This is a genomic window from Rhizobium sp. 10N414 (assembly GCF_056394785.1).
This window is the reverse complement of record NZ_JBFTIN010000045.1, coordinates 1-14,289: the sequence shown is the minus strand read 5'-3', so window position 1 is coordinate 14,289 and position 14,289 is coordinate 1. Positions and strand designations below refer to the sequence as shown.

Here is a 14,289-nt window from a genome sequence, read left to right as displayed (position 1 = left end):
ACGAAATGATCTGGAGTTCGGTCCAAAGTGATCGTCTGCGGATCAACGGCGCTGCCACTCGAACCGGATGTCCGTCCCAGAACCGCTCCAGTACCAATGTTGCCTTCGACGTTCCAGCGATAGGGGCGGACACAGACCCATCACCCTCGTTCCTGACCCAGCCCGTTAGTCCGAGCTGGACCCGCTTGGTCGCGCGTCCAGGCACGAGTTCACGCCTTGAACCTTCCCGGTTATCCTGACGTGAAAAGCAAACAGATCGGGACTCATGGGGGCTCCTGATTGAACCTCGATCTCGCGTAAAATGTAGCTCGGCTTGAACATGGCAAGCGCGGGAGGAGGCTGTGGCGGGAGGTGGGCGCTCGCTGGCAGTCTGTGGAACACTTTCGATTTATTAAGCAGTTTCAAATATAACTGCATGCACAAAAGAAGAGTGCGTTTACCGTCACCCCCTTTGCGACGGATCAAATTGCAGCCCTCGTTCTCCTGCGAGGGCTTTCTTTTGAGCGGCAGGGGTTTTGCGGTGGATAGGTCGGGCCACTTTTGCGGCCGAGGACTGGTCCAAGCCACYGGCGGAGATCACGATCGCCGCCGCTACTCGGCGGCTTGCCGCAACGAGTAGCCTTCCAGCGGCTCAACGAGCGCGATGATCTCGAAATCACTTATCATGTGATGCTGATCGGAGCCGACTAACGCCAAGGTCCAGAAGTCTGGATCCTCGCCAAAAATCGTAGACACTTGCACGATCGTCGTCCGGCCACCGGTGTGCCTGTCTGATCGCGCCCAGTAAAATGCGTCTGGAACCAAACTCTTCATAACGTCTACTCCCCACACAATGCGGGCAAGATATCAGGAAATTGAAATATGACCATTGCTCGGTTCACTATCCACAAAGAGTATAAGGATGAGCGGGGAACTCGTCTGCACGAGCTGTTCTCTATCGTCAGCGACCAGACGCCGAAACATCGTTGATCGTCTTGTCGGCAGGTCAGAGCGTCAATAGCAACTGGTCTGTCGGGAGGTCATCTGCTCTCTCAAGCGAGGACAAGGTGACGCCCAGCAATCGGATCCATGATGGTCGCTTTGGTCTTGTTATGTCGGCTCGTGCTCGATTGTCGATCTTGTACCGGTGGAAGAGGTCCTTGGCGTGAACCAGGTCTGCGGCGTCAACAGCATTATCCAGCGTCATACCGTCAAGCGGGATCGGCTACCCCCCAGTAAATACATCGCACCGGTCCTGGAATGCGGAGCTAGCCTAGAGTGATCAGACGACTTGCGCTAAGTACCTGTTTCTCTGGTGTATCGGCTAGACTATCTTGCGCACCTCGACGGAGAGATCGGGAACGGCCGAGCGGAACGGTTTCGATGCGAATGCCGGACCTTGAGGATCCTTACGCAGCTCATCGGGGCATCACGCAGCGGCTTAATGCGTCGTAAACCATATATCGCTAATTTGAGGGAACGGCGCGGGCCAGGTGTGTGGCATTAACCGCGAGTGCGAAGCGAGCGCCGATGCGAACACATGACTACTTGAATGACGCATGCCGAAAAATCTTGCTGGCGACAGATCGCCCTCTGCGCCCTTCTCTTTGCTGGCTTATTCCTCGGTGCACTTTCGCTGCCGCGCGGGCCATTCGTCCTGGTGGTGACGGATCCGCGTCTGCCTCCGTCCCATATGATGGATGTTGTCGGCCAGGCAGGAGGAGCTTTTGTCCTGGCTGGTACCCGCCCTTGGCTCGCTGTCGCCTATTCGGACACAGCCGGGTTTCCGGAACGCCTGCGTAGCGCCGGCGCCATTCTCGTTCTCAATCACATTCTGGCAGTCGGCTGCCGGGCAGGAGCCTAAGATGGATGCTTTGGAAAAACTGCGCACGCGCGCCTCGTTCGGAATTGTTGGTTTGCTCTGGATCAATCTTGCCGCGCTAACCGTCAGAAATTTGGTCAGACCGGAAAGTTTCGACCTGCCTTCGGTGATCGCTGCCGCAATCATAACGATCACGGCCAGCTTCACATGGTGGCGCGACCGCTCGGGCCCTGCAACCCGAATTGTCACCTCGATGGCCATGGCCACCAGCGTAGGCTTTCTCGTCTATGGCTTCGAAGGCTCGCCGCTGCAGATCGACTTGCATATGTATTTCTTCGCGGCGTTGGCGATTTGCGCAGCGTGGGTCGATTGGCGCGCGATCGTCGCCTTTGCCGGGCTCGTGGCGTTGCATCACCTCGTTCTCTATGTCGCCGTTCCTCTCGCCGTGTTTCCTGGGGAGTCGTACTTCAATCGGGTGGTACTCCATGCCGCCGTTCTTGTGTTGCAGGCTGGCGCGCTGATCGCTCTCACGTCAGCCATGGTCTCCGCCTTCGCGATAGCGGAGCGGTCCGTTGCGCAGGCCCAGGCGGCGGGCCGCAAGGCGACAGAAATGGCGGAAATGGCTCGGCACGCTGACAATAAAGCAGCAGCGGCGCGCGAGGCCCAGGCAGAGTTGCGGGCCAAGGCACATGGTTCAGTCACCTTTGCTGTTACCTGCCTGCGCTCGGCGCTCTCCAAGCTTTCCAAGGGCGATGTGACCGTGCGTATCGCGGAAGAGCTCGAAGGCGATTTGAACGACTTGCGTCATGCCTTCAACGAATCTGTCGAACAGCTGGACGCTGTTTTGAGGCAGGTGGGCGACGTTGCAAATTCAGTGCGCAACGGATCTGCGCAGATCAACCACGCCAACTCCGATCTGTCCCAGCGGACTGAAAATCAGGCGGCCTCGCTATCCGAAACCGCCGCATCTCTTTCCCATGCGGTGGAAACGGTCCGCCAGACCTGCACACTTGCGGAAACTGTCGGTTCAATGGTGCGCAAGGCGAAAGACGGCGCCGAAGATTCGAGCGCTATCGTTGCCCACGCCGTCGACGCAATGCTCAAGATCGAAGGCTCTTCGCAGGAGATCAGCCAAATTATAGGCGTGATCGACGACATTGCATTCCAGACAAACCTTCTCGCGCTGAATGCCGGGGTAGAGGCCGCGCGCGCAGGAGAGGCTGGCAAGGGTTTTGCAGTAGTTGCCCAGGAAGTCCGCGAGTTGGCCCAGCGCTCTGCTTCCGCTGCCAAAGAAATCAAGACGCTGATCAGCGCATCTGCCGATCACGTCAAGCACGGCGTTGCATTGGTCGACAAGACAGGCCAGGCGCTTCACGGAATTGCTGGAGATGTTGCGGCCATCAGCGGGCACATTGCGGAGATTGTTGAACGTTCACGCCAGCAGTCCACTGAGCTTAACGGCATCGGCAATGCAATTTCCGATATCGACCGAAACACCCAAAAAAATGCGACAATGGTCGAAGAATCTGCGGCCGCCATTGGATTCGTTGCCGATGAGGCGAACGTCCTTGAGCAGCTCATCCGACGTTTCAAGGTTGGCGCAATCACATCCCACAATCGCATCCGGGCCGTGGCATAGCCGTGGCTGAAGCGCATTGTGTCGAGTGCAGGCGAGTGTCACCCGCCATCCAGGCGGGTGCCCATAGAAAATGACCGTGCCATTCAGAGCCGTTCCTTTGATGACTACGTCGTCTATTGCCGTCGCGCCAAATCCAAAACCGACTGCGCCAATCTTCCCGTTGCTCGCGCCGTTGGATTTCAGCCACGCCAAGGCCACCTGGGTATCGGCAGCCATATCCGACCTGGTCTCCATTCCCACAGTTTCAAGGGCGGGTCCGGCTTCGGCTGGGGTTCCACCAAAACGCGAAGCATAGTCAGGTGCCAATGTCACAAAACCCTCAAGTGCCAAGCGCCTGGTGACCTCCTCGAAGTGTGGTGTCAGACCTAACTTGTCATGAGCCACAATTACACCGGGATGAGGCTCGGTGTCGGCGTCGGGGCGGGCGAGATAGCAGTTAAGTTTGCCCCAATCCACATCGAGAGCCACTTTTTCGGTGCGCAATCGCTGATCGTCGTTGGCGATTTGCGCCGCCCTTGCATATCCCCACACTTCATCATTGGGCTCCTCGGAAAGTCGATCTTCCGTTCTTGAAGCACGCAGACCGGGACCACGCCCTATCACCTCTTCTAAAGCCTGAAAGCAGATCGGATACCGCGTCCCCTTTCGCGGAGCGGTAACGCGTGATCTTCCCGCTCGCTCAGCGGAGGGTTTGCTCTCGCCCCTATGAAGGTCATGCTTTACTTCGACCTTGGCATAGGTTTCGGTCATTCCTTTTCAGACCCTCCTTGACGTGAGGTTGAAAACATATATGCATACGCTATGCAATATTTGGAAGCCAACAAGCTCGGTGCCCTCGGCGCCATGATCCGCGACCGGACGGAAGCGTCGTTGACGGGGCTTTCGCCGAGCGCGGCGGCCGTTCTATCGACGCTGCATTTCAAGCCGGGACTGACGACGACGGAACTCGCCGTGGTTCTCGGCGTCAGTCAACCGAATGCCGTGCGGTTGATCGACGGGCTGGAGCGTCAGGCATTGATTGAACGCGGCAAACCGGAAGGTCGCGTCACGCCACTGACATTGACGCAGGCAGGTCATGCGCAGGTGGAGGAGTTGCACGCTCTCCGGCTGGCTGCACTCGACGACTTGCTGTCGGCGCTGCAACGGGACAAGCGGCAGCACTTTGCGTCCATGCTGGATACGATTCTTGCAAGTGCGACGACTTCCCGCGCTTTTGCGCGGACGACATGTCGCCTCTGCGAGCATGATCTTTGCGGCCCCGAGGTCTGCCCGATCGCCTGCCGCGCGACTGAGATTGAGAAAAAGGAAAATCAAGAATGATCATTTCTTATGCAGAACATTCGCCGGCGATCGATACCGACGCTTGGGTTGCTCCGGATGCTACAGTATGTGGTAATGTCGTCATCGGTGCTGGCAGCCGCATCATGCATGGCGCCCGCCTTGTTGCTGAGGCAGGCGGGTCCATCCGCATCGGCCGCAACTGCATTGTGTTGGAAAATGCAGTGATCCGAGCCACAGGCCGTCATCCTTGCGCGTTCGGAGATCACTGTATTGTTGGTCCCAACAGCCATGTGGTTGGCGCCGAAATCGACGATGAGGTCTTCGTTGCGACTGGCGCGGCGGTTTTCCATGGTGCTCACATCGGCCGTGGATCGGAAGTTCGCATTAACGGCATCGTTCACCTGCGCACCCGCCTTGAGCCGGGTACGACCGTGCCGATCGGCTGGATTGCCGTTGGCGACCCGGCTCAACTCCTGCCCCCGGATCAGCACGAGGCGATCTGGCTGCACCAGAAGCCGCTTGACTTCCCTGGCTTCGTTTACGGTGTCGACCGAAGCGTGCCCAATGTGATGCAGAAAATCACGGCCGGTCTTTCGGCCGCGCTCGGTGTGCATCGTGCGGAAAGCGTGTAAACAAGGAACGCGGTAGCGACGGCCATCGCTGCGCATCAGGCGCACGAGTTAGGATTCCGCGACAGGCAGCCCCACTTTTCGACAGCTGGGAGAGGTGTCCATTCTCCAGTTCAACGATCAACCGTGGTCCCCCATCTGAGGTATGCCGACGTGAATGGCGGTGTTCGTTGATCGTGGCTTTGATCGCCGGCGCAGGTTCGAGAAGCTCTCGAACCTGACCACATCGACCGGCGAGTCAAAGCGGATTGAAATCTGCCGGTGGTTGGCCGCGCCAGAGTAGCCGATTATCTGCCCGATGAATGCTGACCAAGATATTGGCCGCGCACCCTATCGCTTAGGCCAATTCGGGAGGAAGTTCGTGGGGAGTAGTATAAGCAACACGCCGCTTCGGGGCTATGGAACTGTTGAGCAAGGCGCGCCTGCTCTCATCCCATTAGGACTCGGTTGATATGTCGCCGCTGATGCGGCGATTTGCCGATGGCGTCGTCAATTCCCACCCCTATTAAATCGGACCGTGGCGCAGGTGGCCCTGCAGCTCGGCTTCGAGGATCCCGCCTGTTTCACCCGCTTCTTCCACCAAACGCGTCGGCCAGACGCCGACCGGGTACAAGACCAGCAATCGGAATGCCTCGGGCCACGACGCGGACAGCAGGAAAAAAGCGCATGATTCGAACTGAGAACCTACATGCTGAAACCGGGCTCGGCGATGGCCTATGTCGAGCTGTTCTCGCAATTCGGCGTCGCCCTTGTCAGCAAGCATCTGCCGTTGGTTGGCTACTGGCACAGCGAGGTCGGCGAGCTCAACCAGCTTTGGCACCCATGGGCGTACGAGTCTATGAACGAGGCGCGGCGTGCCGGGCCTCGCTGGGCAGCGAACGGCGCTGGGTGGAAGAGTTCATCAAGCCCGCCTTCATCAGCGTAGTGGCGCAGCGGAACGTCGCCCGTGAGGATCGGCGACGCGGTTGTCGCGGCGGTGAAGAGCCGGCGCGAACCGAAACCGGTCCTGCCCCCGGAACGGTGTCGCTTGCGGAGCGATGGCACGGCTTCGTAGACAATGCCGGGGAGCCCCACCGGCTGACCTTGCGACATTCTCTACGGTGGCCGGTCGGCCCTATGGCGCAAGGCTCGCCCTGCGCAATCTCGGCGCGGCGGACGGTGTCGGCAGCTTGGCCGGTCACGGGGAGGCCGTCACGCTCGCCCGGCCACCGGCTTGCGCGCCGTTGTGACAGAAGCGTCATCGTCGCGCGGCGACGATCGAGCGATTTGAGCTCTAGCTGGAAACGCTGCAATATAAGCATAGCTGCACGGCAACATTGGCTCTGGCGGGGAAGGGTAAATGGTATCAGTCTTCCATTGAAGGATGCATCTCCTCCCGATGGACGTCTAAAGGAGCAGCGACTCCTCCTCCCAGTCGTTGCTCGGTTCTTTTCGACAAGCCCGTCGCGGTAAGAGGTGCGGCGGGCTTTTTCATTTCCGGCTCATGCGTCCGACGCAAGCGATTGGACGGGCCGCGCGCAAGTCGGAACTCCTGGTATTTTCTTGAAGTCGCTCTGCTTCTATTTCCGCGCCGCGGCGTGCTTGGCGATCCAAAAGCCGAAGACCGGGGCGGGGGCGGAGCGTGATGCCGGGCAGATGCAATAGATCGGCGCCATCTTCGTTGGGCTACGGCACAAGCATGACTTTGCCCGTGCTTTGGCGAGTTTCGACAAACCGGTGTGCGTCGGCTGCATTCTGCAAGGGAAACCGTCCCCCGATGACCGGGGTGAGACGTCCTGCGGCTGTCAACTGAAACAGCTCGGTCAAATCGTGGCGGACCGCGCCCGCCTGTAACAGGGGCAGCAGGGCGAACCCTTTGACGGTCTGCCCGTCCGCCAGCAGTTTGTTCATGCTCGGGATGTCAAGCCCGAACCTACCCAGCGCTCCAAATAGAAGTACTCCCGTCTGTGTCAGCATTTCAACAAAAGACGAGGTTTGGGAGCCGCCGACAAAGTCATAGACAATGTCAAATCCCGCGTCGCCCGCGGCCGCCCGGCATTTTGCTGACCAGCCATCACTTCGATAATTGAAGGCGAGATCCGCTCCCTGCGACACGGCAGTTCGCAGCTTTTCGTCAGAGCCCGCGAGCGCCACAATTCTTTTGGCCCCGGCCTGCTTGGCAAGCTGGATCAGCAGTGTACCCACACCACCACCAGCGGCGGTAATCAGAACCGACTTGCCGTTCGGGGAGGTTTGCCGCACGGCGTGGAGCGCCGTGAGACCCTGGACCTGCAATGCAACCGCGGCTTCAAACGACACTGCTTCGGGGAGTGGAACGGCGGCCGCGCCCTTTACCACCACGTATTCCGCATATCCGCCGCCACGGCCGATGGCGAACAATGGGACCGCCACCCGGCTTCCAACCGTGATACCAGTGTTCCGACCGGCTGCTTCAATGATGCCGGCGATTTCGACGCCGAAGGTTGCCGGCAACGATGGCGTTACCGCATATTGGTCGCGCCGCATCAGAACTTCAAAAAAATTTACGCCCGATGCGCGCACGTGAACGAGGATCTCGTCATCCTCGCAGATTTCAGGACGTGTCGCTTCGACTACCGTTAGGACATCGGGCTCGCCGAACTCATTGATCTGTACGCTTTTCAATGTCTGAACTCCTCTGTGTAACCTCAGAGCGAGCTTTCTATCCATAAGGCGCAATGCTACTCTACAGACATTTCTCTCCTATACGGACCAAATGGTAAGTATGGCCAAACCGATCAAGAAACTACCCGTCCTGCCGATCGAGCGAGCGATCCGCACGATATCGGGCCGCTGGAAGGCCGTGATCCTCTATCACCTTCTGAACGGGCCCAAGCGGCTGTCGGAACTTTCAAAACTCATCCCGTCGGTCAGCCAGAAGGTTCTCGTTCAGCAGCTTCGTGAGCTGGAGGAACATGGATTGGTGAACCGCGCAGTTTTCCGCCAAGTCCCGCCTCGTGTCGACTATTCCGCGACAGAGCTGGGTCTCAGCCTGGAACCCGTTATGCTAGCGCTCTGCGACTGGGGCCAACGGCACGCAGTGGCGCTCGACGAGATCGATCGGCTGGTCGACTGCGTTGTCCGCCCGGTCAATGCTGGGCGCGGCTCGACCACCGTCGGCGGTGATTGAGCGATCCAAGCCACAACCCTTACATCTACTCGCCGCTACGAGTGGGGCACGTCATCTCTTGACTGGCAATCCAGACAGCGGCCTATTCAGGGCGCCACGCTCTCACAAGGTCCAGCAGGCCGGGAAACCGTGCGTCGAGATCTTCCGTTCTAACTCGGCTGCGTCGCTCGAGACCGTATTGCCTCTGATGGATTAGGCCGGCTTCGCGCAAAGCCTTGAAATGATGCGTCAGCGACGATTTCGGTCGATCGAAACCGAACCATCCGCAGGCATGGTCGTATCCTTCCGATTCCATCAGCAGCTTGCGGATGACGGTGAGCCGCAAGGGATCGGCAAGCGCGCCCATAACTGTTTCCAGCCGAAGATTCTCGACAGACGGTTCAGGCAGCGGCGGTGGTAGATCGGAGGGGGCAATCAAATTGGTCATGAAACCGCTCATAGCACGAAAGTACGATTCTTGTCGAACTGGTATGTACGAATTAAATCGAACTATGATAGTACGAGAAAACTCGAACTAGCATAGGAGCCTTCAATGTCATCAGTCAGTTCATGTCCGGTCGGTCAACCTACATCCGAAATTGCGGCCAATCCGCCATGGCAGATGTGGGGGGCAGCCTGGATCGTCAGCGCCGTCTTCATTCTTTCGAACTCTGCGACCCCGCTCTACGTGCGATGGCAGGCGGCAATCGGGTTTTCGTCGACCACACTGACAGGTATCTTCGCGGCCTACATTCTAGGTTTGCTTCTGACGCTGCTGGTGGCAGGCCAGCTCTCCGATCGCTTCGGTCGGCGCCCGGTATTATTGCCCGGGCTCATGGCGGCGATCGCGGCGAGCTTGCTCTTCGCGCAGGCTAACTCGATCATTGCGTTGATAGTTGCCCGGTTCCTGTCCGGCATGGCAGCCGGGGTCGTGGTCTCAGCGGGTATGGCGGCAGTGGTCGATCTGGGCGGTCCGGAACGGAAGCGGCAAGCTTCGCTGATCGCGTCTGTCTCGATGGTGCTAGGTGCCGGACTTGGCCCCTTGCTGGCAGGTGCTATCGCGTCATCGATTGCTGAACCGGTTGTGCCAATCTTCCTCTCTGAGCTGGTCATTCTCCTGACGGCGGTACTCGTCTTGCTCCTGTTGCCACTGAAGCACCGCAACAGTCGTACGGATCAATCATGGCGTCTGCATCTGCCCAGCTTGCCACGGGGCAATCGCCGTCATGTCCTCTTTGGCGTCGCCGTGTTCGGACCGGGTATCACGTCCACCTCTTTCGTCCTCGCACTCGGCCCATCGCTTTTGTCGCGCTTGCTCGGGGTCACGAGCCCGCTGATTGCCGGAGGTATGGCTTGCGTCATGTTTCTGGCTGCGACCGCGATTCAATTCGCCGCGCGTCCACTTTCCATACGCGCGATCTTTCTGACCGGTGCTACGGCAACTGTATTTGCGATGGCGGGGGTCGCTCTTGCCGTCCAATCCTCAAACGCCGCCGCATTGGTTGGCGCTGCGGTTTTCGCTGGCTGTGGCCAGGGGCTCGGGCAGCTTGGCGGGCTGACCTTGATCGGGCTGCACGTGCCAGGAAATCATCGTGCTGAGGCCAACGCTGTTCTAAACATCGGAGGCTACATCCCCGCAGGTCTGATGCCGGTCGCAATTGGCTTGGTCATAGACAAGGCTGGCCTCTCCATCGGTGCAACGTTGTTTGCGGCAGCGCTTGCTACGACCGCTGCCCTGGGCGGGCCGGCAGTCGCGCGAGGTCTTGAACGGGAATAGTTCGATTAGGATGTCACACTGGCTGACCTCGGCGCGTTCTTGACTCGAGGGTCGGTTGCGCAGCCGCAGTGGCCATCGATCAGCGACCGTCGCGATTCTTCAATCAGTATGGCTGCATCTCGAGCAGGTCGTCAAAATCATCCAGTTTAGTCAGGTTGGCAGCGATCTTCTTGGCGAGCTGGGCAAGCCCACATGGGAGTCCAGAAATTGCCTTCAGCCTCGAAGTTCAACATATCACGCACTTAGCTCATTGCGTGAGGCGCCGCCGGTTCTAGTCTCTTCAAGACCGAGTACTAAGGTGCGGAGCGAGCGCGAGCGGCTAGCTGGAGCTAACCGACCCGCTGCCACCCGTTTTGCAGCACAGCTATTCTCGTTAAGCCGCCTGCCAAACCTCGTTTAGAATGCACGCTGCCAACGCCGCCTTGTCCTGTGGCAAAAACCGCCCGTAGTGCTGCTGGATCGTGTCCGGTGTGTCCTGGATCGCATAGCTTGCCTGCTCATAGGACCCGATCAGCTTCAATATATGTGTCGCGAGCACGTCTCGAACATTGTGCGGGCCGTGCGACAAATAGCCCTTTGATTGCTCCGCGCCCCAATGTTCTGGGGTCCTTAATTGCGTTCCTACGCCACCAGTTCAGCGGTGAGGCCCGAGTTCGGCCGGGAACCTGTTCCTGCCGAAACATGCCAGAGGGATCGCCTTTACCTAGACGGTAACGACCACCTTTCCCAGATGTTGGTTCGTCTCGAGAAACCGGTGCGCCTCTGCGATTTCCTCAAACGCAAATTTCTTTGCGATCACCGGCTTCAAAGCGCCTGAGGCGAGAGCGCCAATGATAAAGATCTTTGCTTTCTCCAGACGCATAGGATCTCGAACGATTTCATGAACAAGATACCCTTTCAATATCAGGCTTTTCGAAAGCACAGGCCCGACCGGAAACGGTGTTGCATCTGGACTTAGTCCGCCGTATTCGATCAGAATGCCACCCACAGCCATTGCGGCCGTGATGGCCGTAAAGGCAGGACCCGCGACGGGATCAAACACAACCCGAAATCCATTGTCTCCACCAGCGGCGATCAGTTGGGCCTGGAAATCATCATCTTCCGAGAAAATCACATCGTGAGCGCCAGCATCCCGGAGCAACTGCGCCTTGGCTCTGCCGCGGGTGACTGCTACGGGGCGGGCTCCTATCAGATTCGAGATCTGGATGGCCGCAAGTCCAACACTGCTGGATGCAGCAGTCACGAGGACAGGTTCCTCTGCACTCAATGAAGCAATGTCAATCAGTGCGCCATACGCGGTCAGGTACTGCATCCAGCTTGCAGCCGCCACCTCGAAGCTGATTGTCGATGGATGCCTGACGACCAGATGCGCTGGAAAAATGGCCATTTCCCCATACGCTGGCCACCTCTCCATGGACACGGAGGGAATCACGCTCACTCTGTCTCCCGGTGAAAGCCCTTCGACGCCACTACCGATCTCGTCAACGAAACCTGCGGCTTCAAGTCCCAGACCACTGGGAAGGGAAGGTGTCTGGATGTAGGTGCCGGAACGCATCAGAATATCGGCACGATTCACGCCGATGGCTTTGACCCGGATACGTATTTCGCCCGGACCCGGCTGAGCCGGGGCGATATCTTCAATTCGTAGGACCTCTGGCCCGCCGATTTCGTGGAAACGCACTATTCGCGACATGACTACTCCTCATGTGTATTTTCGAATTAATTGATCTCAGATTGAATAGGTTCGAAAAATCCCGTTATTGGCAATTCTCACGAAACTAGGAGTTTCGAATTGGACCGGATCGAAAGCATGACGGCTTTTATTAGAGCTGTAGAAACCGGCTCTTTTGCCCGAGCCGCCGGTGTCCTTGGGCTCTCCGCACCCATGGTGGGAAAACACGTCCATTCACTGGAGCATCGTCTGGGAGTGCGCCTGATCAATCGCACGACCCGGCGTCAATTACTCACCGAGGCCGGCCGGGTTTACTACGACCAGTGCCGGACCATTCTAGCCGACATAGAGGCGGCAGAGACCACGGCCTCGGAAAATCTTGCCGCGCCACAAGGCAGGCTACGCGTCACCATGCCAAGCTTGCTTGGTCGGGTCTGTATCGCGCCTATCATGCTGAAGATGGCTGCGGATTATCCCAAGCTTAAACTCGAAATGTCGTTTACCGACGACATAGTTGATCTCGATGACTACGATTTGGCGATCCGGAGTATCGGCGAACATCATGATGCCGTCGCCGGAGGTGCGGGGATGATGACACGGCGCCTATCGACCCATCGGATGCTGGTATGTGGTTCGCCAACTTATCTGGCCCAGCGTGGGGAGCCGGTTGACCTTCACAGCATCGGCGCTCATGAGACCATCGCATTCGGCAGAATTGCGCGACCGCAGAGGTGGCGATTCCGCGACGAGAATGGAGCGCCGATTGATATCGAGCCGCATGGACGTTTCGTGATGGACGACCTTGCAGCGATTGCGGATGCCGCTGTGGCAGGGGTCGGCGTCGCTTGGCTGCCGAGTTGGCTGGTTCGTAAGCGCATTGAGGAAGGAGAGCTTGTGTCGGTTGCCTTTCCTGGCCGAAGTTACTCCTATCACAACCACGCTCTCTGGCACAAAGACGTACTGACCCCGAAGATTCGCATTGCCCTGGATCATCTGGCTCTTGAGCTGCCCCGTCTCATGTAACAAGATCGTCATATGCATATGATCGTCGTTGCGTTGGTGGCGTAGGCCTCGCAGCTTATCGGTGACGATGACCCGAGGTGCATAGCTCAGAGCCTTCAGCAGCTTGCGTATCAGCCGCCTCGCGGCCTTGGCGTTGCGGCGGCTCTGCACGAGAACGTCGAGTACGAAACCATCCTGATCAACAGCGCGCCAGAGTCAGTGTTTCTTGCCACGGATCGAAACGACGACTTCGTCGAGGTGCCATTTGTCGCCGAGTCGACCAACCGAATGCCGGCGAATGTCGTTTGCAAACTGCCGACCGAATTTCTCTACCCAGAGCCGGACCGTTTGGTGCGTGACGACGATACCAGGAGCCGCCAGCATGTCCTCGACCCTCCTCAGGCTGAGAGGGAAGCCAAACAGCGTGGGCGATCAACTCAGCGGGAAAACGACGGCGGCGGTAGAGCGGATCACGAAAATGGAGAGTCAAGCGACATCATCGCAGACCAAGGTCGACCGCGTTAGCGTTACGCGGATCTTGAGCTTCAGAGAGGTGATGTCACGACCCGCTCCGCCCGCTCCTATGAGGCCTGTTTCGCCACAACCTTCCCCGCCAAAGCGCTGAAAGGGTTTATTGTCTTAATGGCCCGCACCGAGACGTAACGTTAGAGGCAGGCCGACCGTTCGACTCCCATCAAGAGCGACAAGCGCTCGTCGCCATGTCGCCGGTCTCTTATTCGACCACCCACGTGGACGCACGACCTCACTTGAGCCCTAATTTCCTCCCTTGGGTTTGCGGCCCGAGCGAAGCGGTTTGGGCTTTCCCTCATGCGGACCAATTTCCTTAAACAGGGCAGCAACCCCGACCGAAAGAACGAGTGCGAAAGCTTCTAGGGTGGCCACCGTGACGTTCTCTTCACCCCGTTCAACTCGCCCCACATAGGAACGGTCGATACCTGCCTCCAGTGCGAGCCTTTCCTGCGACAGACCTCGCTCCACACGAAGGCGCCTCAAATTCCATCCAATGGTCTGCTTCGTGTCCATCAGCGCAGAACACATTTAAACGGCTTGACAATCGACGGACTGTAGGTCCCATATTAGTGATTGTTGGTTTGTATGAGGCGGAGGGTTAAAGGTGGAACTGCGCCAACTCACCTATTTCAAAGCGGTGGCCGAGGAACTGCACTTCGGCCGGGCGGCAGCCAGGATGCACATTGCCCAGCCGGCCTTAAGCATGCGTAATCGGGCGGTCCCGCAAGAGGCAAGCTCCTAGTACAATCCCGGTTCAACCGCGATGAAGGGAGATGACGATGTTCTATGCTGCTTTGGACGTGTCACTGCGCGCAGTGGCTATCTGCATT

Annotated in this window: 15 protein-coding genes and 4 pseudogenes; 9 read left to right on the top strand and 10 right to left on the bottom strand. The window is 58.3% G+C overall.

The window, feature by feature from the left end; genetic code table 11:
- Positions 1-591 precede the first annotated feature (591 nt).
- The gene (locus AC1DE4_RS27145; RefSeq protein WP_018860335.1) at positions 592-813 is read right to left on the bottom strand and encodes a hypothetical protein; all 222 of its coding nucleotides are present in this window, start codon (positions 811-813) and stop codon (positions 592-594) included.
- Positions 814-1,531: 718 nt separating this feature from the next.
- On the opposite strand from AC1DE4_RS27145, the gene AC1DE4_RS27140 reads away from it, so the two are divergent.
- Together AC1DE4_RS27140 and AC1DE4_RS27135 are read left to right on the top strand one after the other, a co-directional pair.
- Positions 1,532-1,843, top strand: a complete 312-nt coding sequence (locus AC1DE4_RS27140) for a hypothetical protein (RefSeq protein WP_029792741.1) — start codon at positions 1,532-1,534, stop codon at positions 1,841-1,843.
- A 1-nt stretch (position 1,844) separates the two neighbouring features.
- Positions 1,845-3,233 (top strand): annotated as a pseudogene (locus AC1DE4_RS27135) (methyl-accepting chemotaxis protein); the annotation flags it as partial.
- Here the strand turns inward: AC1DE4_RS27135 and AC1DE4_RS27130 are convergent.
- On the bottom strand, positions 3,234-4,190 hold the full coding sequence (locus AC1DE4_RS27130; RefSeq protein ID WP_477883937.1) for a dienelactone hydrolase family protein: 957 nt from the start codon (positions 4,188-4,190) through the stop codon (positions 3,234-3,236).
- 51 nt (positions 4,191-4,241) lie between these two features.
- Between AC1DE4_RS27130 and AC1DE4_RS27125 the strand changes: the two genes are divergently transcribed.
- Together AC1DE4_RS27125 and AC1DE4_RS27120 are read left to right on the top strand one after the other, a co-directional pair.
- The gene (locus AC1DE4_RS27125) at positions 4,242-4,760 is read left to right on the top strand and encodes a MarR family winged helix-turn-helix transcriptional regulator (protein ID WP_477883935.1); all 519 of its coding nucleotides are present in this window, start codon (positions 4,242-4,244) and stop codon (positions 4,758-4,760) included.
- Positions 4,757-5,353 carry a gamma carbonic anhydrase family protein gene (locus AC1DE4_RS27120; RefSeq protein ID WP_477883933.1) on the top strand — a complete coding sequence of 199 codons (597 nt, stop codon included), beginning with the start codon at positions 4,757-4,759 and terminating at the stop codon, positions 5,351-5,353. Before AC1DE4_RS27125 ends, AC1DE4_RS27120 begins: the two co-directional genes overlap by 4 nt.
- A 117-nt stretch (positions 5,354-5,470) precedes the next feature.
- On the opposite strand, the gene AC1DE4_RS27115 is transcribed toward AC1DE4_RS27120, so the two are convergent.
- Together AC1DE4_RS27115 and AC1DE4_RS27110 are read right to left on the bottom strand one after the other, a co-directional pair.
- A complete protein-coding gene (locus AC1DE4_RS27115; RefSeq protein WP_477883975.1) occupies positions 5,471-5,650 on the bottom strand; it encodes a glyoxalase superfamily protein in 180 nt (59 codons plus the stop codon).
- A gap of 205 nt (positions 5,651-5,855) precedes the next feature.
- Positions 5,856-6,113, bottom strand: a complete 258-nt coding sequence (locus tag AC1DE4_RS27110; RefSeq protein ID WP_477883977.1) for a hypothetical protein — start codon at positions 6,111-6,113, stop codon at positions 5,856-5,858.
- Between AC1DE4_RS27110 and AC1DE4_RS27105 the strand changes: the two genes are divergently transcribed.
- Positions 6,039-6,275 carry an NIPSNAP family protein gene (locus AC1DE4_RS27105; RefSeq protein ID WP_477883931.1) on the top strand — a complete coding sequence of 79 codons (237 nt, stop codon included), beginning with the start codon at positions 6,039-6,041 and terminating at the stop codon, positions 6,273-6,275. The two genes, AC1DE4_RS27110 and AC1DE4_RS27105, sit on opposite strands and share 75 nt — an antisense overlap.
- Positions 6,276-7,015: 740 nt before the next feature.
- On the opposite strand, the gene AC1DE4_RS27100 is transcribed toward AC1DE4_RS27105, so the two are convergent.
- Positions 7,016-7,993 (bottom strand): quinone oxidoreductase family protein, encoded by a 978-nt coding sequence (locus AC1DE4_RS27100; RefSeq protein ID WP_477883973.1) that lies wholly within the window; start codon positions 7,991-7,993, stop codon positions 7,016-7,018.
- Between the two features lie 100 nt (positions 7,994-8,093).
- Between AC1DE4_RS27100 and AC1DE4_RS27095 the strand changes: the two genes are divergently transcribed.
- Positions 8,094-8,498, top strand: coding sequence for a winged helix-turn-helix transcriptional regulator (locus AC1DE4_RS27095; protein WP_113571230.1), 405 nt, complete (start codon positions 8,094-8,096; stop codon positions 8,496-8,498).
- Positions 8,499-8,580: 82 nt separating this feature from the next.
- On the opposite strand, the gene AC1DE4_RS27090 is transcribed toward AC1DE4_RS27095, so the two are convergent.
- The gene (locus tag AC1DE4_RS27090; RefSeq protein ID WP_026372223.1) at positions 8,581-8,925 is read right to left on the bottom strand and encodes an ArsR/SmtB family transcription factor; all 345 of its coding nucleotides are present in this window, start codon (positions 8,923-8,925) and stop codon (positions 8,581-8,583) included.
- A 105-nt stretch (positions 8,926-9,030) separates the two neighbouring features.
- Between AC1DE4_RS27090 and AC1DE4_RS27085 the strand changes: the two genes are divergently transcribed.
- Positions 9,031-10,254 carry an MFS transporter gene (locus AC1DE4_RS27085; protein ID WP_477883928.1) on the top strand — a complete coding sequence of 408 codons (1,224 nt, stop codon included), beginning with the start codon at positions 9,031-9,033 and terminating at the stop codon, positions 10,252-10,254.
- Positions 10,255-10,627: 373 nt separating this feature from the next.
- Here the strand turns inward: AC1DE4_RS27085 and AC1DE4_RS27080 are convergent.
- Together AC1DE4_RS27080 and AC1DE4_RS27075 are read right to left on the bottom strand one after the other, a co-directional pair.
- A pseudogene (locus AC1DE4_RS27080) lies at positions 10,628-10,862 on the bottom strand (hypothetical protein); the annotation flags it as partial.
- 95 nt (positions 10,863-10,957) lie between these two features.
- Positions 10,958-11,947 carry a zinc-dependent alcohol dehydrogenase family protein gene (locus AC1DE4_RS27075; RefSeq protein WP_477883926.1) on the bottom strand — a complete coding sequence of 330 codons (990 nt, stop codon included), beginning with the start codon at positions 11,945-11,947 and terminating at the stop codon, positions 10,958-10,960.
- 99 nt (positions 11,948-12,046) lie between these two features.
- On the opposite strand from AC1DE4_RS27075, the gene AC1DE4_RS27070 reads away from it, so the two are divergent.
- On the top strand, positions 12,047-12,949 hold the full coding sequence (locus tag AC1DE4_RS27070; protein ID WP_477883924.1) for a LysR substrate-binding domain-containing protein: 903 nt from the start codon (positions 12,047-12,049) through the stop codon (positions 12,947-12,949).
- 48 nt (positions 12,950-12,997) lie between these two features.
- Here AC1DE4_RS27070 and AC1DE4_RS27065 read toward each other — a convergent pair.
- Positions 12,998-13,418: pseudogene (locus tag AC1DE4_RS27065) on the bottom strand (IS6 family transposase); the annotation flags it as partial.
- A 284-nt stretch (positions 13,419-13,702) separates the two neighbouring features.
- Entirely contained in the window at positions 13,703-13,972 is a 270-nt protein-coding gene (locus AC1DE4_RS27060; protein ID WP_477883922.1) for a helix-turn-helix domain-containing protein, read from the bottom strand.
- Between the two features lie 91 nt (positions 13,973-14,063).
- On the opposite strand from AC1DE4_RS27060, the pseudogene AC1DE4_RS27055 reads away from it, so the two are divergent.
- Positions 14,064-14,189 (top strand): annotated as a pseudogene (locus AC1DE4_RS27055) (LysR family transcriptional regulator); the annotation flags it as partial.
- Between the last annotated feature and the right edge of the window lie 100 nt (positions 14,190-14,289).

Bases quoted from the DNA above. Each gene is read 5' to 3' on its own strand.
- AC1DE4_RS27085 (WP_477883928.1), top strand. From the start codon at position 9,031: ATGTCATCAGTCAGTTCATGTCCGGTCGGTCAACCTACATCCGAAATT.
- AC1DE4_RS27090 (WP_026372223.1), bottom strand. From the start codon at position 8,925: ATGACCAATTTGATTGCCCCCTCCGATCTACCACCGCCGCTGCCTGAA.
- AC1DE4_RS27130 (WP_477883937.1), bottom strand. From the start codon at position 4,190: ATGACCGAAACCTATGCCAAGGTCGAAGTAAAGCATGACCTTCATAGG.
- AC1DE4_RS27110 (WP_477883977.1), bottom strand. From the start codon at position 6,113: ATGCTTGCTGACAAGGGCGACGCCGAATTGCGAGAACAGCTCGACATA.
- AC1DE4_RS27125 (WP_477883935.1), top strand. From the start codon at position 4,242: ATGCAATATTTGGAAGCCAACAAGCTCGGTGCCCTCGGCGCCATGATC.
- AC1DE4_RS27120 (WP_477883933.1), top strand. From the start codon at position 4,757: ATGATCATTTCTTATGCAGAACATTCGCCGGCGATCGATACCGACGCT.
- AC1DE4_RS27060 (WP_477883922.1), bottom strand. From the start codon at position 13,972: ATGGACACGAAGCAGACCATTGGATGGAATTTGAGGCGCCTTCGTGTG.
- AC1DE4_RS27095 (WP_113571230.1), top strand. From the start codon at position 8,094: ATGGCCAAACCGATCAAGAAACTACCCGTCCTGCCGATCGAGCGAGCG.
- AC1DE4_RS27075 (WP_477883926.1), bottom strand. From the start codon at position 11,947: ATGTCGCGAATAGTGCGTTTCCACGAAATCGGCGGGCCAGAGGTCCTA.
- AC1DE4_RS27140 (WP_029792741.1), top strand. From the start codon at position 1,532: ATGACGCATGCCGAAAAATCTTGCTGGCGACAGATCGCCCTCTGCGCC.
- AC1DE4_RS27145 (WP_018860335.1), bottom strand. From the start codon at position 813: ATGAAGAGTTTGGTTCCAGACGCATTTTACTGGGCGCGATCAGACAGG.
- AC1DE4_RS27105 (WP_477883931.1), top strand. From the start codon at position 6,039: ATGCTGAAACCGGGCTCGGCGATGGCCTATGTCGAGCTGTTCTCGCAA.